The 25,500-nt window shown below is 60.6% G+C and carries 22 protein-coding genes; 9 read left to right on the forward strand and 13 right to left on the reverse strand.

Annotation, left to right across the window (positions count from 1 at the left end; all coding sequences use genetic code 11):
• The 3 genes from pqqE to IE093_RS05630 form a co-directional block, all read left to right on the forward strand.
• The coding region (gene pqqE / locus IE093_RS05620; protein ID WP_189467028.1) for a pyrroloquinoline quinone biosynthesis protein PqqE at positions 1-1,073 on the forward strand (1,073 nt) is incomplete at its 5' end.
• 134 nt (positions 1,074-1,207) lie between these two features.
• The gene (gene nosP / locus IE093_RS05625; protein WP_189467031.1) at positions 1,208-2,395 is read left to right on the forward strand and encodes a nitric oxide-sensing protein NosP; all 1,188 of its coding nucleotides are present in this window, start codon (positions 1,208-1,210) and stop codon (positions 2,393-2,395) included.
• Positions 2,388-4,943, forward strand: coding sequence for a hybrid sensor histidine kinase/response regulator (locus tag IE093_RS05630; RefSeq protein WP_229803279.1), 2,556 nt, complete (start codon positions 2,388-2,390; stop codon positions 4,941-4,943). The genes nosP and IE093_RS05630 overlap by 8 nt, the downstream gene beginning before the upstream one ends.
• Positions 4,944-4,968: 25 nt before the next feature.
• Here IE093_RS05630 and IE093_RS05635 read toward each other — a convergent pair whose 3' ends face one another.
• The 5 genes from IE093_RS05635 to IE093_RS05655 form a co-directional block, all read right to left on the reverse strand.
• Complete coding sequence (locus tag IE093_RS05635; protein ID WP_189467523.1) at positions 4,969-5,640, reverse strand: response regulator; 672 nt, start codon at positions 5,638-5,640, stop codon at positions 4,969-4,971.
• A gap of 142 nt (positions 5,641-5,782) precedes the next feature.
• Positions 5,783-6,598, reverse strand: coding sequence for an ABC transporter permease (locus IE093_RS05640; RefSeq protein WP_189467035.1), 816 nt, complete (start codon positions 6,596-6,598; stop codon positions 5,783-5,785).
• Complete coding sequence (locus IE093_RS05645) at positions 6,595-7,374, reverse strand: ABC transporter ATP-binding protein (protein WP_229803281.1); 780 nt, start codon at positions 7,372-7,374, stop codon at positions 6,595-6,597. The genes IE093_RS05640 and IE093_RS05645 overlap by 4 nt, the downstream gene beginning before the upstream one ends.
• Positions 7,371-8,339, reverse strand: a complete 969-nt coding sequence (locus IE093_RS05650; RefSeq protein WP_189467037.1) for a YVTN family beta-propeller repeat protein — start codon at positions 8,337-8,339, stop codon at positions 7,371-7,373. The genes IE093_RS05645 and IE093_RS05650 overlap by 4 nt, the downstream gene beginning before the upstream one ends.
• A gap of 50 nt (positions 8,340-8,389) precedes the next feature.
• Positions 8,390-9,562, reverse strand: coding sequence for an ABC transporter substrate-binding protein (locus tag IE093_RS05655; RefSeq protein ID WP_189467039.1), 1,173 nt, complete (start codon positions 9,560-9,562; stop codon positions 8,390-8,392).
• Positions 9,563-9,893: 331 nt separating this feature from the next.
• Here IE093_RS05655 and pedF point away from each other — a divergent pair, with 331 nt between their 5' ends.
• The 3 genes from pedF to IE093_RS05670 all read left to right on the forward strand — a co-directional run bounded on the left by pedF (position 9,894) and on the right by IE093_RS05670 (position 13,300).
• Positions 9,894-10,316: a cytochrome c-550 PedF gene (gene pedF / locus IE093_RS05660; protein ID WP_189467041.1), complete on the forward strand. Its 423-nt coding sequence runs from the start codon at positions 9,894-9,896 to the stop codon at positions 10,314-10,316.
• 32 nt (positions 10,317-10,348) lie between these two features.
• Complete coding sequence (locus IE093_RS05665) at positions 10,349-11,278, forward strand: substrate-binding periplasmic protein (protein WP_189467043.1); 930 nt, start codon at positions 10,349-10,351, stop codon at positions 11,276-11,278.
• A 237-nt stretch (positions 11,279-11,515) separates the two neighbouring features.
• Positions 11,516-13,300, forward strand: coding sequence for a PQQ-dependent methanol/ethanol family dehydrogenase (locus IE093_RS05670; RefSeq protein ID WP_189467045.1), 1,785 nt, complete (start codon positions 11,516-11,518; stop codon positions 13,298-13,300).
• A gap of 63 nt (positions 13,301-13,363) precedes the next feature.
• Here the strand turns inward: IE093_RS05670 and IE093_RS05675 are convergent, their stop codons facing one another.
• A complete protein-coding gene (locus IE093_RS05675) occupies positions 13,364-14,362 on the reverse strand; it encodes a LysR family transcriptional regulator (protein WP_189467047.1) in 999 nt (332 codons plus the stop codon).
• A 123-nt stretch (positions 14,363-14,485) separates the two neighbouring features.
• On the opposite strand from IE093_RS05675, the gene IE093_RS05680 reads away from it, so the two are divergent.
• Both IE093_RS05680 and IE093_RS05685 read left to right on the forward strand, forming a co-directional pair.
• The gene (locus tag IE093_RS05680; protein ID WP_189467049.1) at positions 14,486-15,424 is read left to right on the forward strand and encodes a sodium-dependent bicarbonate transport family permease; all 939 of its coding nucleotides are present in this window, start codon (positions 14,486-14,488) and stop codon (positions 15,422-15,424) included.
• Between the two features lie 205 nt (positions 15,425-15,629).
• The gene (locus IE093_RS05685; protein WP_189467052.1) at positions 15,630-15,854 is read left to right on the forward strand and encodes a hypothetical protein; all 225 of its coding nucleotides are present in this window, start codon (positions 15,630-15,632) and stop codon (positions 15,852-15,854) included.
• Between the two features lie 304 nt (positions 15,855-16,158).
• Here the strand turns inward: IE093_RS05685 and IE093_RS22630 are convergent, their stop codons facing one another.
• Positions 16,159-16,290, reverse strand: a complete 132-nt coding sequence (locus IE093_RS22630; protein WP_268247386.1) for a hypothetical protein — start codon at positions 16,288-16,290, stop codon at positions 16,159-16,161.
• Between the two features lie 485 nt (positions 16,291-16,775).
• Here IE093_RS22630 and exaC point away from each other — a divergent pair, with 485 nt between their 5' ends.
• Entirely contained in the window at positions 16,776-18,296 is a 1,521-nt protein-coding gene (gene exaC / locus IE093_RS05690) for an acetaldehyde dehydrogenase ExaC (RefSeq protein WP_189467054.1), read from the forward strand.
• Between the two features lie 97 nt (positions 18,297-18,393).
• Here exaC and dauA read toward each other — a convergent pair whose 3' ends face one another.
• From dauA to IE093_RS05720, 6 genes are all read right to left on the reverse strand, one after another.
• Positions 18,394-20,130, reverse strand: coding sequence for a C4-dicarboxylic acid transporter DauA (dauA, locus tag IE093_RS05695; RefSeq protein WP_189467057.1), 1,737 nt, complete (start codon positions 20,128-20,130; stop codon positions 18,394-18,396).
• Between the two features lie 91 nt (positions 20,131-20,221).
• Complete coding sequence (locus IE093_RS05700; RefSeq protein WP_189467058.1) at positions 20,222-20,992, reverse strand: copper resistance protein B; 771 nt, start codon at positions 20,990-20,992, stop codon at positions 20,222-20,224.
• Between the two features lie 9 nt (positions 20,993-21,001).
• Complete coding sequence (locus IE093_RS05705; RefSeq protein ID WP_189467059.1) at positions 21,002-22,882, reverse strand: copper resistance system multicopper oxidase; 1,881 nt, start codon at positions 22,880-22,882, stop codon at positions 21,002-21,004.
• A 79-nt stretch (positions 22,883-22,961) separates the two neighbouring features.
• Positions 22,962-24,278, reverse strand: coding sequence for an ATP-binding protein (locus IE093_RS05710; RefSeq protein ID WP_229803283.1), 1,317 nt, complete (start codon positions 24,276-24,278; stop codon positions 22,962-22,964).
• Entirely contained in the window at positions 24,265-24,930 is a 666-nt protein-coding gene (locus tag IE093_RS05715) for a response regulator transcription factor (protein WP_189467062.1), read from the reverse strand. Before IE093_RS05715 ends, IE093_RS05710 begins: the two co-directional genes overlap by 14 nt.
• A 6-nt stretch (positions 24,931-24,936) precedes the next feature.
• Entirely contained in the window at positions 24,937-25,422 is a 486-nt protein-coding gene (locus IE093_RS05720; protein ID WP_189467064.1) for a cupredoxin domain-containing protein, read from the reverse strand.
• Positions 25,423-25,500 lie beyond the last annotated feature (78 nt).

Here is a 25,500-nt window from a genome sequence, read left to right on the forward strand (position 1 = left end):
GCTGCCCGCTGCAGTGCAGCTACTGCTCCAACCCGCTCGACTTCGCCGCCTACCGCGACGAGCTCAGCACCGCCGAGTGGGTCGACACCCTGCGCCAGGCCCGCGCCCTGGGCGCGGTGCAGCTCGGCTTCTCCGGCGGCGAGCCGCTGGTGCGCCGCGACCTCGAGGAGCTGGTCGCCGAGGCGCGGCGGCTGGGCTTCTACACCAACCTGATCACCTCGGCCATCGGCCTCGACGCGGCGCGGATCCAGGCGCTGCGCGACGCCGGCCTCGACCATATCCAGATCAGCCTGCAGGCCGGCGACGCCGAGCTCGCCGCGGCGGTGGCCGGCTCGCCCAAGGCGCATGCCAAGAAACTCGCCATGGCCCGCGCGGTCAAGGCCGCCGGTTACCCGATGGTGCTCAACGTGGTGCTGCACCGCCACAACATCGACGATCTCGACGCCATTATCGCGCTGTGTGACGACTTGGGCGCCGACGCGGTGGAACTGGCCAACTGCCAGCTCTACGGCTGGGCGCACCTCAACCGCGCCGGGCTGCTGCCGAGCCGCGCCCAGCTCGACACCGCCGAGGCCACCACCGCGCGCTGGCGCGAGCGACTCGCCACCAAGGGCCGCAACATGCGCCTGCTGTTCGTGGTGCCCGACTACTACGCCGAGCGGCCCAAGGCGTGCATGGGCGGCTGGGGCGCGCTGTTCATGACCGTGGCCCCCGATGGCGCGGTGCTGCCGTGCCACAGCGCGCGCATGCTGCCGATGCGCTTTCCCAACGTGCGCGAGCAACCGCTCGAGGCGATCTGGTACGCCAGCGATGCCTTCAACCGCTTCCGTGGCGAGGCGTGGATGCCGTTACCGTGCCGCGACTGCGACGAGCGCCACCGCGATTTCGGTGGCTGCCGCTGTCAGGCCTACCTGCTGACCGGCGATCCCGCCGCCACCGACCCGGTGTGCGCGCTGTCGCCCGATCACCACCTGATCGAGGCCGCACGCGAAGAGGCCATGGACGAAACAGCCGGTATGGGTGAACTAGTGCCTCGTAACCACAAGCAATCGCAGGTGTTCTGCCGAGGCTGAGACGATGGATGTCAGCTAGTCGGCTACTACTTTCGTATCGGTTTATGGCCTTGAGAATGGGACCCAAAGTGGCATATCCGCGCGGTGCAGCGCTTCCTAGACTGCTACATAGACCCTCCGCGAGAGAAAACCTCATGGATATCGATCTTCCCCAACCACTTGCGGATACCTCCGCTCGCCAGGATACCGTGCAGATCGCCCATTCGCGCTCTCGCGATCCCGACATGGCGGCTCAGGACCTCGCGCGTTGTCTCCTGCATCCATGGCTTGGGGGCGTGCTGTTCTTCTGTTCGGCGGAATATGACCTCGAGGCACTGGGCCAGGCATTGGAGCAGCATTTTGGGGGCGTGAGACTGTGCGGCTGCACGACAGCCGGCGAGATTACCGATGAAGGGTATGGGCGTGGCGGCATCACCGCTATCGGGTTCGATCATCGCGACTTCGCACTCGACTATGCGGTGATCGACGATCTCGACGATTTTCCGTTGCTGGCCGCACAACAGTTGACCGATCGCCTGATCGACCAGTGCCGACAAGTGGGGATTGCACCAATCAAGGGACATACCTTTGCCTTGACCCTGCTCGATGGCTTGTCGGCCAGCGAGGAGCGAGTACTGGCAACGCTCAGTGCCGCGTTGGGCAGCATTCCGCACTTCGGCGGCAGCGCCGGTGACGACAATCAGTTGGCCGGGACTCATGTCTACGGCAACGGACGTTTTCGCGCCGGGGCCGCGGTGGTAGTAATGATCAACACCGTTCTCGATTTCGAGGTCTTCACCACCCACCATCTGCGACCGCTCGACGACAAGCTGGTGGTCACCGCCGCCGACCGTGAGCGCCGTCGGGTCATCGAGCTCAATGCCGAACCCGCCGCCGAGGAGTACGCACGGCTGGTGGGCTGCCGGGTCGACGAACTCGACGACGAGACCTTCGCCCGCCATCCATTGGCGGTGCGCCTGCACGACCATGCCTATGTACGCTCGATCCAGCGCGTCAACGAGGATCTCAGCTTGAGTTTCTTCTGTGCGGTGGAGAACGGCATCGTGCTTACCGCCATGCGCGCCGCGCCGATTCTCGACGACCTGCGTGATGCAATCGACGATATCGTCACCCGGTTGGGACCGCCGCGGGTGGTGATCGGCTGCGACTGTTTCCTGCGCCGCCTGGAGGTCGAGGCGGATGGCCTGAGTGCCGAAGCTTCGCAACTACTGCGCGACTATCGCGTGGTGGGCTTCAACACCTATGGAGAGCAGTGTAATGGCTTGCACCTCAACCAGACCTTCGCCGGGGTCGTCATCGGCCAGTCACGACGCGATGGCTGATGGTAGTGAGCGCGAGCGTCTGCTCGAGCGCGAGATCGCCAAGCTCAAGCGCATCAATGCCGCCTTGATCGAGCGGGTCGAGGCCAGCAACTTGCCGCGCAGCGCCCCCTACGCGGCCTTCGAGCATGCCGTGCTGCTCGCCGAGCAGGTGCGCGAGCGCACCCAGGCTCTCAACCAGACCACGCACGAGCTGCGTGCCAGCAACCGGCTGCTGGCCGAAGCCCGTGAGCGAGCGGAAACCGCCGGCCAGCATCTGGTCGATGCCATCGAGAGCATCACCGATGCCTTCGTGCTGTTCGACGCCGACCAGCGCATCCTGCGCTTCAACAGCCGCTTCGCCGAGTTTTGGCGCCCGGCGGGGATTCGCATTCGCCAGGGCATGCGTCTGGAAGACTTGCGTCGTTTGGCGTTGAGCACGGGGCTGGTGATCAGCGAGCAACTAGGGCGCCATGACCGACGTACCATCTATCGGCTGCACGACGACCGCTGGGTACAGGTGCACCAACGCCCCACCCGTGGCGGCGGACGGGTGATCCTGTATGTCGATATCACCGAGTTGAAGCGCCACGAACATGCTCGGCGCGAACATGCCTTGGCCCAGAAGACGCAGTTGTTGCAGACCACCGTGGATAGCCTGTCACAGGGAGTGGCGGTGGTCACCGCCAGCGGCATGCTGGAGATGTGCAACCAGCGTTTCCGTGACCTCACCGGACTCGAGACGCTCAACATGCCACATGATCTGGCGTCGCTGTGTCATCACAGTGAGTTGATCGCCGCCGAGGATGCCCAGGGCGTGACGGCCGCCTGCGAGCGACATCTCGCCGATGGCCGGGTGGTGGAAGTCCGCGGGCATGCCATGCCCGGTGGTGGCCAGGTGCTGACCTTCACCGATGTCACCGAGCGCATTCGTCATGCCGAAACCCTGCGCGAACGCGAGCACTGGATTCGTACCATCACCGATGAACTGCCGGCGATGATCGCGTACCTGGATCGCGATCTGCGTTACGTGTTCACCAACCGTGTCTACGAAGAGTGGTACGGCTGGCCGCGTGACCTGCTGTTGGGCGGCGAGCTGGAAGTCCTGCATAGTGCCGAGCATTGCGCCCGGCTGCGTCCTTACCTGACTCGGGCGCTGGCCGGGGAGAGCGTGTCCTTTGAGTTCCCGGAATGCAGCGCCAGTGGTGAGCAGCGCGTATTGCTGCGTGCTTACGTTCCCCACTTCGATGGCGACGGCGAGGTGATCGGCCTGTTCGTGCTGATTCGCGATATTACCGAGCGGCGGCGTACCGCCGAGGCATTGCACCAGGCCTATCAGAACCTGGAGCAGCGGGTGCGCGAGCGTACCGCCGAGCTGACCCACGTCAATCGCCAGTTACGCGAGGAAATCGCCGAACGCGCCGCCGTCGAGCAGCGATTGCGCGAGGCCAAGGCCGAAGCCGAGGCGGCCAACCTGTCGAAGACCAAGTTCCTGGCTGCGGTCAGCCACGATCTGTTGCAGCCACTCAACGCCGCCCGCTTGTTCACCGGTGCCCTCAGCGAACAGGATGTGGCTCCCGGCAGTCATGAGCTGATCGATCAGATCGGCCGGTCGCTCAAGGACGTCGAGACCCTGCTCGGCACCCTGGTGGATATCTCCAAGCTCGATGCCGGAGTGGTGACGCCAGACGTCGGTGCCTTTCCAGTAGCCGCACTGCTCGATGGCCTGGCCCGCGAGTATCGCCAGGTGGCGGCTAGCGAGGGGTTGGAATTCCACTACGTGCCGAGCAGCGCCGTGGTGCGCAGCGATATCCAACTGCTGACTCGAGTGGTACGCAACTTCCTGACCAATGCGATTCGCTACACCGGTGAGGGACGCATTCTGCTCGGTTGCCGGCGTCGTCATGACGGTCTGGAGATCGTGGTCGGCGATACCGGCATGGGGATCGAGGCCGAGGAGCTGGGGGTAATCTTCCAGGAGTTCCGTCGTTCGCATGCCGCCGGCAGGCGTCAGGATCGCGGTCTGGGATTGGGACTGGCGATCGCCGACAAGATTTCTCGAATACTCGATCACCCTCTCGGGGTGGCCTCGGTGGCCGGACGTGGCTCACTGTTCAGCGTGCGCCTGCCCTACGGTGAACTGATATCTCGCGGCCAGCTCCCAGCCACGCCGGCAGTAGCGGTCGGCGAGGCGGTCCTGGAAGGCAAGCGCATCTGGGTGGTCGACAACGATGCCGACATCTGCGAAGCGATGCGCATGTTGCTGACACGCTGGGGATGCGAGGTGCATGTGGCCGACAGCGAAGCGTCTCTGGCGGCCCAAGTGGCGCTGGCCTCGGATCCGGTCGATGTGCTGATCGTCGATTACCACCTCGACCGAGGGGATACCGGACTGGCGCTCGCCGAGCGTGTCAACGCCCAGCGCCAGGTACCGCTACCGGTAATGGCGATCACCGCCAATCACAGTGTCGAGCTCAAGCAGCGTATGCGCGAACGGGGGTATCTGCTGCTGCACAAGCCGGTCAAACCACTCAAGTTGAGGATGGCGTTGTCACGGCTGGTCAGTGGCTAGGCATTCAGTTCAGTGGACAGGCCATTCAGTGCTTGCGGAGGTAGGCATTGAAGTCAATATCGCTGGCCGACAGGATCGCTTGTACCCGGTTGTGCACGCCCAGTTTGCGCAGGATCGCCGAAACGTGCGCCTTGACGGTGGTTTCGGCGATATCGAGGTGATATGCGATCATCTTGTTGGATTCACCGCGGGTCATGTGTTCGAGCACCTGGAGCTGCTTGCGGGTCAGCGTCTCGAGCTGCTGCGCCGTGATGGTGTGCTCGTCGCGTGAGGTGGCGCGCGTGGAACTGCTGCTGCCAGCACGAATGATGTCCGACGGCAGGTAGATATTACCTTCGAGGATCTGGGCGATGGCCTTGGTCATCTGCTCGCGGGGCGACGACTTGGTGATGAAGCCCACCGCCCCATAGGTCACCGCCTGCAGGATCACCTGCTTCTCTTCCTCGGCGGAGATGATCACCACCGGAATGGTTGGTGCCTCGTTACGGAGCTGGATCAATCCCGCCAGACCATTCATTCCCGGCATGTTGAGATCCAGCAGGATCAGGTCGAGATCGTCGTGCTGTTGGGTCAGAGCCAGCGTCGAGTCGAGATCCTGGGTTTCGAAGAGCACGGTATCCTCGAAACCGTCACGAATCACGCGACCGATGGCCTCGCGAAAGAGGGGGTGGTCGTCGGCGATCAGCAGTTTGTACATGGCAGTGCCCTGATGGTTATCGCGCTCGGCGGTCGGAGTCGTCATTGTCATTGTGGTGCCTCCTCCTTCTCGGCGCTCCTCTTTATCATCGCGCCAATCGATGCAAGGTTAACTGCGACTTAGGTAGTGTTTCGATGAACCATCACACGGTGTGGACGGGAGCGGGCGATCTCGCCCCCGCGCCACGTTGCAAATCGAAGGTCAATACGGCGATCAGACCGAACAGTGCGGTCAGCCCCAGGCACCAGAGCAAGGGGGGGATCGCCAGGCGTTCGTAGAGCGCGAAGCGCACCAGCTCCACGCCGTGGGTAAAGGGGTTGTAGGAGCACAGCCAGTACAGCCACGGTCCGGCTTCCTGCATCTTCCACAGTGGGTAGAGCGCCGAGGAGAGGAAGAACAGCGGAAAGATCACGAAGTTCATCACACCGGCGAAGTTCTCCAACTGACGAATGGCATTGGCCAGCACCAGCCCCAGGGTGCTGAGCATCACCGCTACCAGCAGCAATGCCGGCAGTGCGGTGACCAGGCCGAAGAGCGGTGGCCGAATGCCATACCACCAGGCGATGGCGAGAAAGGCGTAGACCTGCACCAGCGACACCAGCGAGATTGCCAGCACCTTGCTCATCAGCAGGAAGGGGCGTGACAGCGGGCTCATCAGCAGCACCTTCATGCTGCCCATCTCACGGTCGTAGACCATCGACAGCGAGCCTTGCATGCCGTTGAACAGCAGGATCATGCAGCACAGCCCGGGGGTGATGTAGACCTCGTAGACGATATAGGTGCCGTAGGGCGCCATGATCGAGATGCCCAGCACGGCACGAAAACCGGCGGCGAAGACCACCAGCCATAGCAGGGGGCGTACCAGGGCGCTGAAGAAGCGCGTACGCTGCTGGACGAAGCGTCGCCATTCACGGCCGCTGACACCCAGGAAACAATGCAGGTAGGCACTAGCGCTCATGACTGACCCTCCGTAACGGTGTCGCTAGGCTTGGTGGTAAGAAGACCGAAGGCCTCATGCAGCGTATGGGTACCGGTGTGAGTGCACAGGGCCTGTGCCTGGCTGTCGGCAATCACCCGCCCGGCACACAGCACCACCACGGGATCCTGGGGCTCGATCTCGTCGAGCAGATGGGTCGTCCACAGCACCGACATGCCACGTTCCCGGCACAGGGTACGGACATGCTCGTTGAGCGCCTGACGACTGGCGGTATCCAGCCCCACGCTAGCTTCGTCGAGGATCAGCAACTCGGGTTCGTGGAGCAGCGCACGAGCGATCTCCAGTCGACGCCGGTGACCGCCATTGAGCTGACGCACCTTGTCGTTGGCACGGGGCTCGAGGTGTTGACGGGCCAGCTCGCGCTCGCAGCACTCGCGGGCCTGACGTCGACCCAACCCGTGTAGCGAGGCATGGTAGAGCAGGTTCTGGCGCACGCTGAGGTCCAGATCCAGAGTCGGCTGCTGGAAGACCACACCCAGATGTCGCCGCACATCGCGTGGTCGACGCGACAACGAATGACCGGCGACACGTATCTCGCCGTTCTGGCTGCGCAGCAGGCCGGTGATCAGTGCTATCAGGGTACTCTTGCCGGCGCCGTTGGGGCCGAGCAGGGCATGAAAGCCACCGCGCGCCAAGCGCAAGCTAACCCGCTCGAGCGCTTTGTTGGCCCCATAACGATGGCTGACATTCTCGATCTCGAGCATGGGACCGATATCGCCTTTGACCAGGATATTCATGGCGTCACGACCACACCCCAGGGGTAGCGGCCGACCTCGATGGACTTGGTGACTTTCAGGCTCTCGACGTCGATCACTGACACGTCCCCACTGACCCCATTGGTCGTCAGCAGCATGCTCTCATCCTCGTTCAGGGCCAATTGCCACACCCGCCGGCCAACCAGCAGGTAGTCGAGAACCTCATGGGTCTGGGCATCGACGACCGCGACATGGTTGGCGGGGCCAAGCGCGACGAAGGCGTAGCGGCCATCGGACGTCAGCGCGATTCCCACCGGCTGTATCTTGTCCTGGTTGACGCCACGGATCTTGAAGTCCAGCGTCTTGATCTCTTCCAGTGCGTCCACGTCGATGATGTGGACCGTGCCGCCGATTTCCGCGGAGGCCCAGGCTACCTTGCCATCCCTGCTGAACTCGACATGCCGAGGGCGTTGGCCGACCACCATGTTTTTCTTGATTTCGAAGCTGTCGGTATCGATCCAGTGCAGCATGCTGGAGGTTTCACTGGTGTTGACCGCCCATCTGCCATCGGGGCTGACGGCCATGCCTTCCGGTTCGACGCCAACATCGATCTGGGCCAGTACGTCCTTGGTTTGAACGTCCACCACAGTCACGATGGCATCGTCTTCATTGGCGATGAATAGCCAACGATCGTTGGGATGCAGCGCGAATTGTTCAGGATCCTCTCCCGAAGGCAGGCTGCCGATGATCCTTTGGGTCGCCAGGTCCATTATCTGGACAGTGTCATCGTCGCTGGCACAGATATAGAGTTTGGTATGGTCCTTGGAAAGCAGGATGCCCCTTGGGCGTTGACCTACCGGAATCGTCTCGATCACCTCCAGGGACTCGGTATCGATCACGGAAATACTGTTGTCTTTTTCGTTGGATACATAGGCCAGGCTAGCCATGGACTGGGTCGAGATACCAACCAGGATAGCCAGCAAGGAAGTACAGATAAGATTCTTCATGACAGTATTCCTTCGGTGTTCTTATGATGTGGTGGCGAGTCGCTGACTATCTATGGATTGATTCGACAGTCACTTTCCGCTTCATCGAAACCAAGGGAGTCGAGATCGGTAACCGGATGCAAAAAACCTTCTACCGGTGCCGTGAAAGTGAGCCCTCGGGGATGCACCAACGGAATTGGCTGGCGAAGTTGACCACTCCATGGGCGATAGCTGAGTTTGCGGCCCTTGAAAGCGGCCAGTTGAAAGTCGTCGGAGAACAGAAAGTCGCGAATTCTCTCGATATCCGCGTCATTGATCTGGGTTACGGCGGTACCCACGGAGCGAATGCCGGCCCAGGCGGCATAGTCTTCTCCATTCATGTCGCGACCGGCCAGTTCGCGAAAGCGGTTTTGGAGCTGGACCGCTCCCCAGCTTTCCACGACGCGATGCCAGGCTACCGGCGACATGCCTTGTGTACCCACCACCGGCCGGGGCAGCCAGGTGTTGAAGGGTACGTACTCACCGAAATCGCCCCGCACATCGGCTACTACCACGGCATCATAGTCCTTTGCCTGGGTGAAAAGAGGCAGTTCCCGTGATGCCGTGCGCCGCAAGTCCGAGTCGAAGGTCCAGGGCTTTTCGACAACGATATTTACCCCGAAGCGTGTAGCCGAACGGCGGAAGGCCTTTGCCCAGGCCCGATCACTATCGGTGGGACCGGTAATCATGAAAACGTTCTTCCAGCGTCGCAGATTGAGCCATTGGGCGAGACCATCCGTCAGCATGGCGTAGCTGGGCTGTGTATGCATGACATGGGGCCGGCACTCTCTCAAGCGAAGCTCATCTTCCTTAGCGCCAGCGTTGAAGATCAGCGCCTTTCCCTCTGTTTCATCCGCCATGGCGTTCAGTGTGGATGCGGGAACCCTGAGCACGAATAGGGAGATATTCTCATCGAGCATTCGTTCCAAGGCTTCCTGCGCCTGGGATTCCGATTGTGCCATCTGAGTTTCCAGGATGTAGTGATGATCCAGGAAGCTTCCGGTGGTGTTGTTATCCTCGATCGCAAGCTCGGCTCCGCGTAGACCGGCATCTTCCGGTTCGGGGATGACGTTCGATAGGACGGGGCCCTGATCCGGGACCCACTGGATGTAGCCGATGCGGATATCCATCCCCATGGCGGTAAGTGGAGCCGACAGCCACCACGCGAATAACGTAGCCATAAGGGATTTGGATTCGATGCGCATGGGAGCCCCTCTATTTGTCGTTATGTCCACGAGCTTAGAGAAGGCGGAAAGACACTGAAATATTCTGAAAGTCGCAATACGCCTGTACGAAAGGAGTATTTCCTACGTCTCAAATCCGGTAAGTGGGGATAAACGCTTCCCTAAAGGTGCCGAGGATAATTGATCCCCTGCTTTGGCGTCTCTTCCTCAAGGCTACTACCAAGGGACTGTATCGAGGGCTCGAAAGTGGCATTCCGGGGAAAGTGGGTGATTCCTAGACTTGGGTCAGATCGTTGACCTTCCCGACGACAGTGGTAGGCAGACCCACCAGTATTCAACAGAGGTAATCGGTATGACTGTTCCATCTCCACTCAAAACATGTGTTGCCGCCGGTCTGTTTGGGTGGGCGGCACTGGTCATGGGCCATGGTGACGTGACGCCTCAGGAAGTCGATACCAGCAATCTCCCCGAGCTGGGCTCCGAACCATTAGCGGAGAATCCGTTCCGGGCCGGTAACGAGCACGGTGACTACAACGAGGAGGCGATAAAGGTCGGCGAAAGCGGCTATGCCGGAAACTGTGCGGTATGTCATGGCATTCAGGCGATGTCGGGTGGTTTGACGCCGGATTTGCGTGAACTCGAAGAGTGGGATGACGAGTACTTCATTGGCCGTGTGCGCAATGGAACCGACCGGGGAATGCCTTCCTTCAAGGATAACCTGGACCAGAACGCCATGTGGGCGATCAAGACTTATATCGAGTCTGTCAAGGAGTGACATCATAGATCAAAGATAACGGGGGAAGTATCATGTTGCTGATCCGATGCTTCACCGCTCTTCTATTGGTAATGAGCACATTCGCGAATGCAAACGAGTTGGTTCTCGAGCGTGCTCCTGAGCGGACTTATGACATCGTCATCGAGTCGGGTTACCTGAACGTTGGCGTCTATCGTGATTTTCCTCCTTATTCCTATGAAAAGGATGGCAAGCCAGTTGGAGTCGACATCGATATCGGCAAGAGAATCGCGGAAGGTCTGGGAGTTGAATTCCGGATTCACTGGATCATCCCTGACGAAACACTTGAGGATGATCTGCGTAATAACGTCTGGAAAGGGCATTACCTGGCCAAGCGCCGTATTGCCGATGTCATGATGCGGGTCCCGTATGACAAGCAGTACGCCTATATGCGGGACTCCACCGGTGAAGTGATCAATGATCAGGTAGTGATGTTCGGCCCCTATCATCAGGAACAGTGGCAGATAGCCTATGACCCGAACGACATCGATTCGGTGGGGACGATGGCGGTATTCCAATACCATCCCATAGGCGTGGAGATCGACACCTTGCCAGAAACCTACCTGACGTCCGCCTTCGGTGGCCGGTTACGCGACAAGACTCATCATTTTGCCAATATTGGTCAGGCTTTTCAGGCAATGGAAGCGGGTGAGGTGAGTGCCGTCATGGGCATGCGTGCCGAGATAGATCACGAACTTGGTATCCATTCCGAGCATGGCTTCGTAGCGGCGAGCAATGGCTTTCCAGGAATGGGAAAGCAGGTCTGGGACGTTGGCATGGCGGTCAAGCATACGCATCGACAGTTGGGATATGCGATCGAGGAGATCGTGGATCGCATGGTTCGCGAAGGCGAGATGGCCGAAATCTTCGAGCGTCATGGATTGCGTTACAGCATGCCGGGATTCTATGAGGAGATCCTCAATGATGTCGATGAAGACTCGTGAAGAAAGGCGTCGCTATTTCCTCTGATCTTTGTTGAACATGACCTTTATTTCATGCAAAACCCGTGGGCTATCTCCACGGGTTTCTTGTTTGTGAAAGGTCTTACTACCAAGTGAGGAGGGAAGTTGGTCGGGGGTTGAATGGTTGCCTGGTACGTTGCCGTCAAGAATCAACATGGAGGCGGGAAACGTTCCCGGTTCGCTGCGGAAACTTGAAAACAAGAGTGGGAGCGAGCAACCATGAGATTGAAGCCAATCGGCAGACAGTTTGCCGTCAGTGCCATTGCACTGGCCGTTTCCTTCGGTGCCCATGCGGTCACCGATGAGGATATCATGAACGATCACAATACCGTCGCTGACGTGGTCAGCCATGGTATGGGCTTGCAGGGCCAGCGTTACAGTTCTCTTGATATCCTGAACACGGACAATGTTGAATCCCTTCAGCCGGTATGGGCTTTTTCCTTCGGTAGCGAGAAAATGCGCGGCCAGGAGTCCCAACCCTTGATCAAGGATGGCGTGATGTACATCACGGCATCCTACTCGCGCGCTTACGCGATCGATGCCCGAACCGGCGAGGAGATCTGGCAGTATGAGGCTCGCCTGCCGGACGGCATCATGCCGTGTTGCGATGTGATCAATCGCGGAGGGGCGTTATATGATGACCTGTTCATATTCGCTACCCTCGATGCCAAGCTGGTTGCCTTGAACAAGGACACCGGCAAGGTGGTGTGGATCAAGCAGGTGGCGGACTATCGGGAAGGATATTCCATTACGGCGGCACCGATCATCGTCAAGGGCAAGCTGATTACCGGCGTTTCCGGTGGCGAGTTCGGTATCGTAGGCAAGGTCGAGGCGTACGATCCGAATACCGGGGATAAGCTCTGGACTCGCCCAACCGTCGAAGGTCATATGGGGTATGTCTACCAGGATGGCGAAGCCATCGAGTACGGTATTTCCGGTGGCGAAGCCGGTAAGACCTGGCCGGGCGATATGTGGAAGACCGGCGGCGCCGCGACCTGGCTGGGTGGCACCTATGATCCGGAGACCGACTCACTGTTCTTCGGTACGGGGAACCCGGCGCCTTGGAACTCTCACCTGCGGCCGGGGGATAATCTGTTCTCTTCGTCACGTCTGGCGATCGATCCCGATGATGGCAGCATCAAGTGGCACTTCCAGACCACGCCCAACGATGGCTGGGACTACGATGGCGTCAACGAACTGATCTCCTTCGAATATGAAGAGAATGGCGAGGTTATCAAGGCTGCCGCCACCGCTGACCGTAATGGCTTCTTCTATGTGCTCGATCGTACCGATGGCAGCTTCATTCGCGGTTTCCCTTTCGTCGACGAGATCACCTGGGCCGAAGGACTCGACGACAACGGTCGCCCGATCTTCTCTGACGGTGGCCGCCCGGGCAACCCGGTCGATGCTCAAGGTGAAAAAGGCGAACCCGTACTGGCCCAGCCGGCATTCCTGGGGGGCAAGAACTGGATGCCCATGGCTTACAACCAGGAAACGGGCTTGTTCTATGTTCCCTCCAACGAATGGGCCATGGATATCTGGAACGAGCCGGTTTCCTACAAGAAAGGAGCGGCCTATCTCGGGGCCGGTTTCACCATCAAACCGGCCAACGAGGAGTATATCGGTGTGCTCAGGGCCATCGATCCGAAAACCGGCGAGGAAGTCTGGCGCCATGAAAACCGCGCTCCCCTGTGGGGCGGTGTCATGACCACGGCGGGCAATCTGGTATTCACCGGTACCCCTGAGGGCTATTTGAAGGCGTTCGATGCACGAACCGGCGAGGAATTGTATCGCTTCAACACCGGCTCCGGGGTCGTCGGCACTCCCATTACCTGGACCATGGACGGGGAGCAGTACGTTTCCGTCGCCTCGGGCTGGGGTGGCGCGGTGCCGCTATGGGGTGGCGAGGTTGCAAGGGTCGTCAAGGACTTCAACCAGGGCGGCATGCTGTGGACCTTCAAGCTGCCAAGGGATGTCGCCGACCGCGATGTGGCGAGTCGCTGAAAAAGCATGGCCCGGGGGCCCGGGCCATGTCACCGGCACTTGAGTGTAAAAGGCCGAACGGAATCATTGTCGTTGGAGACCCTCACGGATGACCTTATCCGTTCCGGATGGCGTCATCAGCGCTGCCAAAAGTTCGCCGATGTCGTTGCAGATCCAGCGTGATTCCACACATTCGTCGATATGCCGTTCGGCGAAACGCAGGAAGCCCTGTGCGGCATTTGGTAGGCGGCGGTCGCGTCGGACGATGAATTGCCAGTGGCTGACGATCGGCAGTCCCTCAACCGGCAGCGTGACGATGCCAGGATGCCCTGGTGGCACGACGTGTTCGGATAGCACCGCCAGCCCCATGCCGGCCGCCACCCCCACGCGAATGGCTTCGTTGCTGGCCATCTGCAGGGTGGGGCCGAGCGTCAATCCCTGCTCTTGTAGCCAACGGTCGAGCATCATGCGTGTCGCCGAGCCTTGCTCTCGCAGCAGGAAGCGCTCTTCGAGCAATTCGCCCATGGCGACCCGTTCGCGAGAGGCGAGAGGATGGTCGTGCGGTGCGATCAGTACCAGGGGATTACGCATGAAGCGTGCTGCCAGGGCATGCTCCAATGACGGCGGGTGACTGAATACGTAAAGGTCATCTTCGCGGTGTTCGAAGCGCGTCAGGACTTGCTGGCGATTGCCGATGTTCACAGTGACATCGACTTGCGGAAAATGGCGGCTGAAGGGCCCCAGTAGCCGGGGAAGAACGTACTGTGCGGTATTGACCAGTGCGATGCTGAATCTCCCGCGTTGGCCGCCGCGCAGTGTCGCGAGGTAATCCTCGAAGTCATCGAAACTCCCCAGTACCTCTTGGCAGACCCGGTAGAGCTCGACTCCGGCCTCTGTCGGTATGACGCGTCCGTGGCGATGTTCCAGCAGGCGTTCTCCAATAGTCTCCTGGAGGCGCTTGAGTTGCTGCGACACCGTCGGCTGGGTGAGATGCAGTTGGCGGGCGGCCCCGCTGATCGAGGCACTTTTTATCACCGCTACATAGACCTGCAGCAATCGGAACGTGAGATGGCGGATATTCATGGCGGCTTTTCGCATAGAGAGATACCTATAGAATACTGCCATCTTTTTTATTGGCATCAATAGCTGACCTTCTTCACAATCCGCCGCGTCGCTCTTTCCCTTCCGTGTCTCGAGAGTCGCTGGATGCCCGATATCATCGTAATGTTCTTTCTTCTGGGTCTGGTCGCGGGCCTGGTGAAGTCCAATCTGACCATTCCCCATGCCGCCTACGACACCTTGAGTCTGTTGCTGATGCTGACTATCGGCCTCAAGGGCGGCATGGCCATGTATGGCAACCTGAGTTGGGGGTTGATCCCTGAGATGGTGGGAGTGGCGGCCCTGGGAGGGGTAATCCCGCTGATCCTGGCACCGTTGCTGCGCCGGGTGGTGCGCTTGTCAGCGGCCGATAGTGCCAGCCTGGCCGCGCACTACGGCTCGGTCAGCGCGGGTACCTTTGCCGTGGCCTTGGCCTATGTGGAAAGCCGTGGCTTGGCAGCGGGAGCCGAAACGACCTTGTACCTGGTGATGATGGAACTGCCGGCGATCATGGTTGGCATCGCCCTTTATCGGCGCTTCCAGGGTAACGGCGGCAAGTCGGCTGTGATGGAAGGCTTATGGCACGAGACGCTGACCAATCGCGGTGTGATCCTGCTCGCCGGGGGAGTAATGATCGGTGCGCTCTACGGTCCCTTGCAGGGAGCCACGGTCACGGATCTGTACACTGGTGCTTTCCATGGCGTTCTCGCACTGTTCCTGCTGGAAATGGGCCTTACCGCCGCCGAGACCCTGCGTCCGCTGCCAGTACGACACTGGCGGCTGCTGGCCTTTGCCTTGGCGGCTCCGCTGGTGCTGGCTCTGGCGGGTATCGCCATGGGTGTGCTGCTCGGCCTACCCGAAGGTTCGGTGCTGATCCTCGCAGCGCTCACCGCCAGCGCGTCCTATATCGCTGCCCCGGCCGCGATGCGCACTGCCATCCCGGAGGCCAACATCGGCCTGGCGATGCTCGCTTCGCTGGGCGTCACTTTCCCGTTCAACGTGCTGGTGGGGATACCTCTCTATCACCAATTGACGCAGTGGTTCTAAACAAATAACCGCAGTGTCAGGCGTTATGTGCTATGCATTACATATGGAAACATTCATCGCGTCCTTTGCCGATCGTCAATCCATATGCCCATGAGGAGGGAGTATCGAGGCAGCGGAAGTTGGCGCGTATCTTGCAAGTATGTATATGCCATCTCATTGGAGTTTGATGGCTAGTGGCTTGTCCAAAGGGAAGGAGAGGTACGTTATGGCCAAGATCATTCGATTCCCGGTCGAGCGCATTCGTCGCAATGCCTTCAGGGAGCGCCAACTGGTTCCCATGCCGCTTGGGTTGTGGCCGTTTGCAGTCGGCACCCACCTTTGGCTCCTGTGGACCGAAGCTTGGCTGGGTTGCATGGGTTCCGCAGCGAGAGCCCCTGGCCGCAAGAGTGTATCGGCCATGCATGGCATCTCACGCAAGCGCAGGACCTGAAAAGGCAGGTGGACGTTCGATGGCTCCAGGAAGCCAGAGGACGGGGCTGCGGTTCGGTGTTACGACTCCACATGACTCATGTGTCATTTCGGAACATGTTCCATGTTCTGGAGACAAACGATGAATGCTGTCGCTTTTTCGCGACGCCGAACCAGCAAAAGATACACCCATGTCCCGAGCTTAGGGCTCAGGTAGTGGAGCAGGCGTCCCCGATATCATCCATTCCCGCATGATCCACCGCATCGGTGACGACAGATGCGCGATATCGTCACCGAGCACAGCCACCATGACGAAATGAATCACGTCAGTCGCTTCCTTTCCCTGCGGTAACCGTCGCCGAGTGATTACTGGTTGCGAGGGCTCCATCGTTGCAGAACATGCACAGCGCCAGCATCGAGGCTTGGGCGGCAGTGCGGGTAAGGGGGAAGCGAGACATGACGAGGTACTCCTGTTCGGTGGTGGCTATCGCTGATGGCCACTCACGAGATCTGACGGGCCCAAGGCATGGCGGATAATGGCGGATCGGCATCGTGGCTCTCCCTCAGGCAACGAACCCAGTGTGGCGGGCCCGTGTGCCTGATGAATCGTTCAAGCACATGGATTCATGGGACAGCTTATGCGGGTAGGGGAAGACACCGACATATGTCGATGGTCGTGAATGGATAGTACTTAGGTCCCATGACGACGGTGGTATGTCTCACGATGCAGGGGGCTGCCCTACGCCAAGAATGAACGTAGCGCGCCAGCATCATTCGTCGCGTGACCGGGGGCTTACGACCAAAGGCCCCTATCGTTACCCCCATGGCAGCATGGGCTGACAGTCAGATTTCACTACTCTCTAAGGCAGGTCCGGCAATGACGATGGAGAACCGCCAGCAACCGGACTCCCAAGAGATCTCCATACAGGCAGGAGTGCATGTCATGATCTACGCCAATCCCGCTAGTCCAGGATCGGTCGTTTCCTTCGACACTCGCTACGGTAATTACATCGGTGGTGAGTTCGTCGCCCCGGTCAAGGGCCAGTATTTCGACAACGTCAGCCCCGTCAACGGCGAAGCGTTCTGCGAGATTCCGCGCTCCACGGCGGAAGACATCGAGCTGGCGCTGGACGCTGCCCACAAGGCTGCTCCCGCCTGGGGCAAGACCTCGGCGACCGAGCGCAGCAACATCCTGCTCAAGATCGCCGACCGTCTCGAACAGAACCTGGAAATGCTTGCCGTGGCCGAGACCTGGGACAACGGCAAGGCGGTGCGCGAGACGCTCAATGCCGACATCCCGCTAGCCGTCGATCACTTCCGCTATTTTGCCGGCTGCATTCGCGCTCAAGAAGGCACGGTGGCGGATATCGACGCCAATACCGTCTCCTACCACTTCCATGAGCCACTGGGCGTGGTGGGGCAGATCATTCCCTGGAACTTCCCGATCCTGATGGCGGCATGGAAACTTGCTCCAGCACTGGCCGCCGGCAATTGCGTGGTTCTGAAACCCGCCGAGCAGACCCCGGTATCGATCCTCAAGGTGATGGAGCTGATCGGCGACCTGCTGCCGCCGGGCGTGGTCAATGTCGTCAATGGCTACGGTGCCGAGGCTGGCCAGGCGCTGGCCACCAGCAAGCGCATCGCCAAGATCGCCTTCACTGGCTCGACGCCGGTGGGCTCGCACATCCTCAAGTGCGCCGCCGAGAACATCATCCCCTCGACCGTGGAACTGGGCGGCAAGTCGCCGAACATCTACTTTGCCGACATCATGAACGCCGAGCCGGAGTTCATCGACAAGGCCGCCGAGGGGCTGGTACTGGCGTTCTTCAACCAGGGCGAGGTGTGTACCTGTCCGTCGCGGGCGCTGATCCAGGAGAGTATCTACGAGCCGTTCATGGCGCGCGTCATGGAGCGGGTCAAGACCATCAAGCGCGGCAACCCGCTGGATACCGACGTCCAGGTAGGTGCCCAGGCCTCTCAGGAGCAGTTCGACAAGATCATGTCCTACATGGACATCGCCCGTGATGAGGGAGCGGAGTTCCTCACCGGTGGCGGCAAGGAAACCCTCGATCCGGAACTCGCGCGCGGCTTCTACATCCAGCCGACGCTGGTCAAGGGCCACAACAAGATGCGCGTATTCCAGGAAGAAATCTTCGGCCCGGTGGTGGCGGTGACCACCTTCAAGGACGAAGCGGAAGCGCTGGCGATCGCCAACGACACCGAGTTCGGGCTCGGGGCCGGGGTGTGGAGCCGAGACATCAACGTGGCCTTCCGCATGGGCCGCGGTATCCAGGCCGGCCGCGTGTGGACCAACTGCTACCACCAGTACCCGGCGCACGCCGCCTTCGGTGGTTACAAGAAGTCCGGCGTGGGTCGTGAAACCCACAAAGTGGCGTTGGAACACTACCAGCAGACCAAGAATCTCTTGGTGAGTCACGATACCAACCCCCTCGGCTTTTTCTAAGGCATGGCAGTGTCTCTCTCGCGAAGGTAAGTCGTAGTGGTGTAAGCAGTGAGAGTTTGGGGTGCGACCGGTTCGCACCCCCTTTTTTGCGATGTGTTCAGGGATGGCTAGCCAGCCACCTCAATGCCAGTCGCTTGGCGTGTCCGGCCTCGCGTACCCAGGCCAGCCTGCCTGCCACGCGCTTTATGCCATCTCGTTTGAGCTTCATCAGCAAGCGTGCCGGCAGGCCAACCATGATCAGCCCGACTTCCTGCGCATGGAGTTCGTCGACCAGGGTATGCAAGGCGACAATGGCCGTGGCATCGAGGCTGGGGACATCGCGCATGTCTAGCATTACCACGCGTACCTCGGGATCGACAGTGCGTAGAGAGGCCACGGCTTTCTCGGCGGCACCGAAGAACAGCGGGCCGTTGACATCGTAGACTGCTACCTGATGGGGCAGGTCGCGTGCCAGGTCATGCTCGTCGGCGGTCAGCCGGCGGGTATGAGTGAGCTTGGCCATACGGCGGATGAATAGAGCTGCCGCCAGTCCCACGCCAACCGCCACTGCCAGCACCATGTCGAATATCACCGTGAGCCCGAAGCAGATGACCAGAATGGCCACGTCGCTGCCGGGGGCGCTCTTCAAGGTATGCACGAAATGGCGCGCTTCGCTCATGTTCCAGGCGATGATGAACAGCAGTGCGGCAAGCGCCGCCATGGGCACCAGACCCAGAACGCCTGCCAGCGCCACTACTGCCAGCAGTACCACCAACGAATGCACCACCGCGGCGATTGGCGAGCGGGCGCCGCTACGGATATTGGTAGCGGTGCGTGCCAGGGCGGCGGTGGCGGTGATACCGCCGAAGAAGGGAACCACCATGTTGCCGATGCCCTGGCCGATCAATTCGGCATTGGGATCGTGGCGGGTACGGGTAAGGCCGTCGGCGACCACAGCGCACAGCAGCGATTCGATGGCCGCCAGCATGGCGATGGCGAAGGCCGGCCCCAACAGCTCACGGATCAGCGCGAAATCGACCGTAAGCGGGGCACCGTCAACACCCGGCAATTGCCAGGGCCAGGCCAGCGAGGGAGGGAAGGGCGGAATGCCGCTGCCCGATTGTCCCTCGTATTCCCAATGAAAGCGTGAGGCGATGGTGTCGATCTCGAGCCCGAACTGGGACGCGGCGAGTGCCACCAACGTGCCTATGGCCAGGCCCACCAACGGTGCGGGGATCGGCAGCTTGAACTGAGGCCACAGGATCAGGGTTGCCAGTGTCACCAGGCCGATGCCCAACTCGGCCGGGGCCAGGCTGGGCAGGGCACGAACGATGGCCGCGAGGTTGTCCAGGGTACTCTCGCCGAGGGCGACGTTCGCCAGGCCGAGGAAGTCGGGAAGTTGCAGCAGGGCAATGACCACGCCGATCCCGGCGGTGAACCCCAGCACCACCGGATAGGGGATGAACTGGATCAGGTTGCCCAGACGTGAGAGTCCCAGTGCTATCAGGATCATGCCCGCCATCAGGGTGGCGATCAGTAGTCCACCGAGCCCGTGGCTGGCGACGATGGGGAACAGGATGACCACGAAAGCCGCGGTGGGGCCGGAAATGTTGAAGCGCGAGCCGCCGGTCAGGGCGATAATCGCCCCGGCGACGATGGCGGTATAGAGACCGTGCTGGGGCGGAACGCCGGTAGCGATGGCCAATGCCATGGAAAGTGGCACGGCGACAATGCCGATGGTCAGGCCGGCCATCAGGTCGCGGCGCAAGTCGGCCAAGCTATAGCCCTCACGCCAGGCAGCTACCAGGGCGCTACCAGGATGGGATAAGGGAAAGGAGCGAGAGGATTTGACCATGGCGGGCGAGTCCTGCGGCGTCGAAACGAGATGTTACGTTAATCTCGAATATTGCAGCGCCGCAAGCCCGCCCCGCTTGGGAGCCTAATGCTCAGAACAGCAGCCTGACACCAGCGACGACAGCCGTATCTTCCGTAGGCTCTCCCTGGGCACGGGCCAGGTCGGCGGTATCGCCGTAGCGCTTTTCCCAGTAACCGCCGATGTAGGGAGCGAATTTGCGGGTAATCTCGTAACGTAGCCGCAGGCCAGCACGTATCGAGTTGAGGCCTTCTCCGACACCGAATTCTTCGACGTCACTGCCAGCGACAACAAGCTCGGTGCGCGGTTGCAGGAAGAGTCGTTGGGTCAGGCGCACGTCATGCTCGGCTTCGAGGCTCGCCGAGACATCGCCTTCGTCGCTGACCCGCAAGGCAAGCTCGGTTTCGATCCGGTAGGGGGCCACGCCCTCCAGGCCGATAACGCCGAAATAACGTTCGGGGTGGTCGTCCGAAGCGATACCGCCTTGATAACCGATGCCACCCTGGAGTTCCCAGAAGTCGGCGATCAAGCGACTGTAGAGAAGGTCCAGGGATTCGAATTCGGCGTCCTCATTATCGCCCTGTATGTTTTCGCCTTCGCTCTTGAGATATACCCGATTGATGTCGCCGCCGTACCAGGCTTCGAAATCCCACACCAAGGTTTCGTCCCCCTTGTCGGGAAAGGCATACTCGAGGCGGTCGAAGGTCGCCGCCCAAGTGTGATGTTCCGCCATCGGCGAGGGCCAGTCGTCCGGGGCATCGTAGCCATCCTCGGCATGCGCTGTCGCCATCGCCTGCAAGGCGAAAGCGGCACAGGTAGCCATCGGTACGATTATGGTTTTCATGCAGACTCCTTACGAGACCTTGACGACCCGGAACATGCCGGCATCCATGTGGTAAAGCAGATGGCAGTGGAAAGCCCAACTGCCCTCGGCATCGGCGGTGATCAGGGCCGAGACGCGCTCACCTGGTTTGACGTTGATAGTATGCTTGCGAGGAATCAGCTCGCCGGCGCCGTTCTCCAACTCCATCCACATGCCGTGCAGGTGGATGGGGTGCTCCATCATGGTGTCGTTGACCAGGATCAGGCGTAGGCGCTCGTCCTTGCGGAAGTGGATGGGACCGCTTACCTCGCTGAACTTCTTGCCGTCGAAGGACCACATGTAGCGTTCCATGTTGCCGGTCAGGTGCAGCTCCAGCTCACGCTCGGGAGCACGCCGGTCGGGCCACGGTGCAAAGGACTTGAGATCGCTGTATAGCAGAACGCGGCGTTCGCCTGGGACGATGCCGATTCCGGCCTGATCGTATTGGGAGCCGGGCTGGGCGGCCCCGGCTGGGAGCATGCCGCTATGGTCAGAATGGTCCTTGTTGCTCATATTCGAGTGATCCATGGCGCCCATGCTGGAATGATCCATACCCTGCATGCTGGAGTGGTCCATGGCGCTCATACTCGCGTGGTCCATGCCCGCCATGGTGGAGTGGTCCATGCCCGCCATGGTGGAGTGGTCCATGCCCGCCATGTTGGAATGATCCATGCCCGCCATGCCGGAGTCGTCCATGCCCGCCATGCTGGCGTGATCCATGCCGCCATGCGCACCCATCGCTTCCATGCCGCGGTCTGCGATCCGCCGGCGCTCGGGGATTTCTGCCTGCATGCCTAGGCGCGGTGCCAGTGTGCCGCGGGCGTAGCCGCTGCGATCCATGGCTTCGGCGAACAGGGTATAGGCGGTATCGGCTTCGGGGGTAACGAGTACGTCGTAAGTTTCGGCGACCGCGATACGGAATTCATCCACCGGTACGGGCTGTACCGGTTGACCGTCGGCGGCCACCACGGTCATCTTCAGGCCGGGAATGCGCACGTCGAAGTAGCTCATCGCCGAGCCATTGATTACCCGCAGGCGGATCCGCTCGCCGGCCTTGAACAGGGCCGTCCAGTTCTCGCCCGGCGCATGGCCGTTGAGCAGGTAGGTATAGGTGCTTCCGGTGACGTCGGCAATATCGCGGGAACTCATGCGCATCTGGGCCCACATGGCACGCATCTGCGCGGTTTCCTTGAAGCCGTTCTCGCGCACGTCGGCCAAGAAGTCGGCAATGGTGCGTTCCTGGTAGTTGTAATAGCCCTCGCCGGTCTTCAGGTTGCGCATTACCCGCGCCGGATCCTCGAAGGTCCAGTCGGTGAGCAACAGTACGTGCTCTCGGTCGTAGCGGAAGGGTTCGCGCTCGGCGGCATCGATGACGATCGGCCCGACATGGCCGAGCTGCTCTTGCAGCCCCGAGTGGCTGTGATACCAATAGGTGCCGTGCTGGCGGACCGGGAAGCGGTAGGTGAAGGTCTCTCCTGGGGCGATGCCGGCAAAACTGATCCCCGGTGCACCGTCTTCTCCCGCGGGCAGGATCAAGCCGTGCCAATGCACGGAGGTGGGCTCATCGAGCAGGTTGGTGACCCGCAAAACCGCGTCCTGTCCTTCCTGAAGACGAATCAGTGGGCCGGGGCTGGTGCCGTTGATGCAGATCGGGCGCGCGTTCCGGCCAGCGATGGGCAGGGTGCGCCGGCGAATGTCCAGAGCGATCTCGGGCCCGGTGACTATCCCCTGGGGGTAGACATTGCTTTGGCCCCAGGGGTTGGCCCAGGCCGGGGTCAGACCCAAGGCGGCCGATCCCAGCCCCAAGGCGGCACCGCCCTTGAGAACCTGGCGGCGCGATAGGGGAAACGAAGGAAATTTCGAGGCTGCCATGCATGACTCCTGTCCAAGGATGACATTTTGGAGTCGATACTGACGTGGCAAGCTGAAAGCAGGCTGAAAGCGAAGGGGGTCAAGTGTTGGGTAGGGTGATCACGACACGTAAACCGCCCGAGGCTGCGATCTGAAAATGCACGCTGCCGTCATAGTGGCCGACCAGTTGATGCAGAATGGACAGGCCTAGCCCATGGCCTGGCCGGCCTTCGTCGAGGCGCATGCCGCGTCTGCCGAGCAGGGGAATGTCTTCCTGCGGCACACCGGAGCCATCGTCCTCGATGGTGATGGTCAACGATGCCGCCAGTTCCAGACGGCATCGCACTTCGCGATTGGCCCACTTGCCGGCATTGTCGAGTACGATGCCCAGCATCTCCGTGAAATCCTGGCGTTCGACGTTCACGCTGGTTTCCACCATCGGCACGACTTCGAGGTGGAAGGACTTGTCGGGATACAGGGCGTCGAACATGTCGATCAATTGCTCGGCTTCGCGCCGGATGACGGTTCGCTGACCGGCGTAGGGACCCGCGATACGTGAACGACGCAGCTCAGCCTCGAGCTGGGCGTGCACGTTTTCCAGGCGGTGCAGCATCTTCCGGCGGCGTTCGTCTTCGATGGGGCGTGAGCCTCTCAGCACTTGGGTGATGGCGGCCAGTGGTGTCTTTAGTGCATGCGACAGGTTGGCGACGGATTCGCGCGAGCGCCTTAACCGCTTGTCGTGATCGTCCATGAAGCGGTTGAGCTGTGCCACCAGGTCATCGAGTTCGGAGGGCGTATCGAGGTGGAGCCGCTCCCGGCTTCCCGCCTGCAACTCGTCGAGTTGTCGCTGTAGCCAGGACAATGGCCGCAGGCCCCGCGTGACGGCGATCAGGTTGAGTGTCACTAGCAACAACAGCAGCAGACCGGCGATGCCTCCCACCCACCAGTGGAGCGTCGTCAACCCCGCCTCAACCGCAGCGAAATCTTCGCCGATCAGCAACACTCCCGAGTGATCGTCGAAGGAGAACGTGCGGCGATAGACCAGTAACCGACGGCCCTGCCATTCGACATCGACGAGGGTATCGTCCTTTCCTTCGAAGTAGGGTTCCAGAGGAGCCACCCAGCGCGGGTGGGAAGTCGTGACATGTCCGTCCAGACGCAGCACGTAAAGGTGGTGGAAGACCTGGGAGGCGGGGCTTGTCGCGTTGAGCCAGGATGGCGCCGAGAGTTGGCCCTGGCGAAATTGTTGCAGTGCATGGTCCGCTTCCTGCCGCAAGCGATCGCCGAGGAAGTCGCGGGCAAGATCGTGAAGCAGAATTCCGTGCAATAGCCAGGTGACCCCAACGACGATCAAGGCCATGCCGCCCAGCCATGTCAGCAGGCGAAAGCGCAGACTACGCCGATCAACGCGAAACAAGCATATACCCCTGGCCGCGCCGCGTCTGGATGATATGCTTGCCGAGCCGACGGCGCAGGCGGCCGATGTAGACTTCCACCAGGTTCGGTGCGGCGGCGTCCTGTTCCAGTGCGTAGAGCTGGTCGAGAAGTTGCGACTTGGAATGCACGCGGTCGGGATGATGCATCAGGTAACGCAATAGCCGAAATTCGGTTGCCGTCAGGTCCTGCCAGGTGGCGCCATCCGTACTGACTTTCTGTGTATGTTCGTCCAGTTGGATACCATTGACGGTCAATATCTGGGTCAAGCCACCCGACTGTCGCCTGAGCAAGGCATGTAGTCTGGCGAGCAACTCGGCTTCATGAAACGGCTTGGTCAGGTAGTCGTCGGCGCCGCGCCGCAGGCCGTTGACCTTGTCCTCCCAAGTGTCGCGAGCCGTGAGTGCCAAAATGGGCAAGCGACGACCCTGCTCGCGCCAGCGCTGCAAGAGATCGAGTCCCGAGCCGTCGGGAAGGCCAAGATCGAGGATGGCCAGGGCATAGTCCTCTGTCGCCATCAACGACTCGGCCATACGGATACTGGTGGCCGAGTCGACGCGATAACCGGCGTCTCCCAAGGTTTCCGCCAGGCTCTCGGCCAGCAGGTCGTCGTCTTCGAGAAGCAACAGCTTCATTGGGGATCAGCTCTGGATGACGATATCTCCCGACATGCCCGATTCGTAGTGACCGGGGATGTTGCAGGCGAATTCCAGATTATCGACGTTTTCGGGAGCGGTCCACACCAGCGTGGCGGTTTCACCCGGTGCGATGGTCACCGCGGGCATGTGGCCCCCGTGATCGCCTTCCGCCATGTCGTGGTCACCATGTCCGCCATGCCCGCCAGATCCCATCTCCTGCATCATCCTGCGATGCGCTTCCTGGGCTTGTGCATCGCCGATCACGAATTCATGTTCCAGGTTGCCAGTGTTGGTGATCTCGAATTTCACCGTCTCGCCCGGTGCAATGTCCAGATTGCCGGGCATGAACCACATATCACCGGCCTCGAAGCTGATGGTACGGTCAATTTGAACATCACTCTGGATTCCGTGACCTCCCCCATGTTCGCCCGCCCCCAGGGCGGTTGTGGAGAACAAGCCAACGGCCATCGCCAGCAGCATCTTACGCATGGAAATCCCTCTTTTTTCCGTCAGTGGAGCTTCCGTTATAAGTGGCAACTCTGAAACGAGGCTGAAAAAAGACGTAGT

Origin of the sequence: Litchfieldella qijiaojingensis (assembly GCF_014651875.1) — a bacterium.
Classification (GTDB): Bacteria; Pseudomonadota; Gammaproteobacteria; order Pseudomonadales; family Halomonadaceae; genus Litchfieldella; species Litchfieldella qijiaojingensis.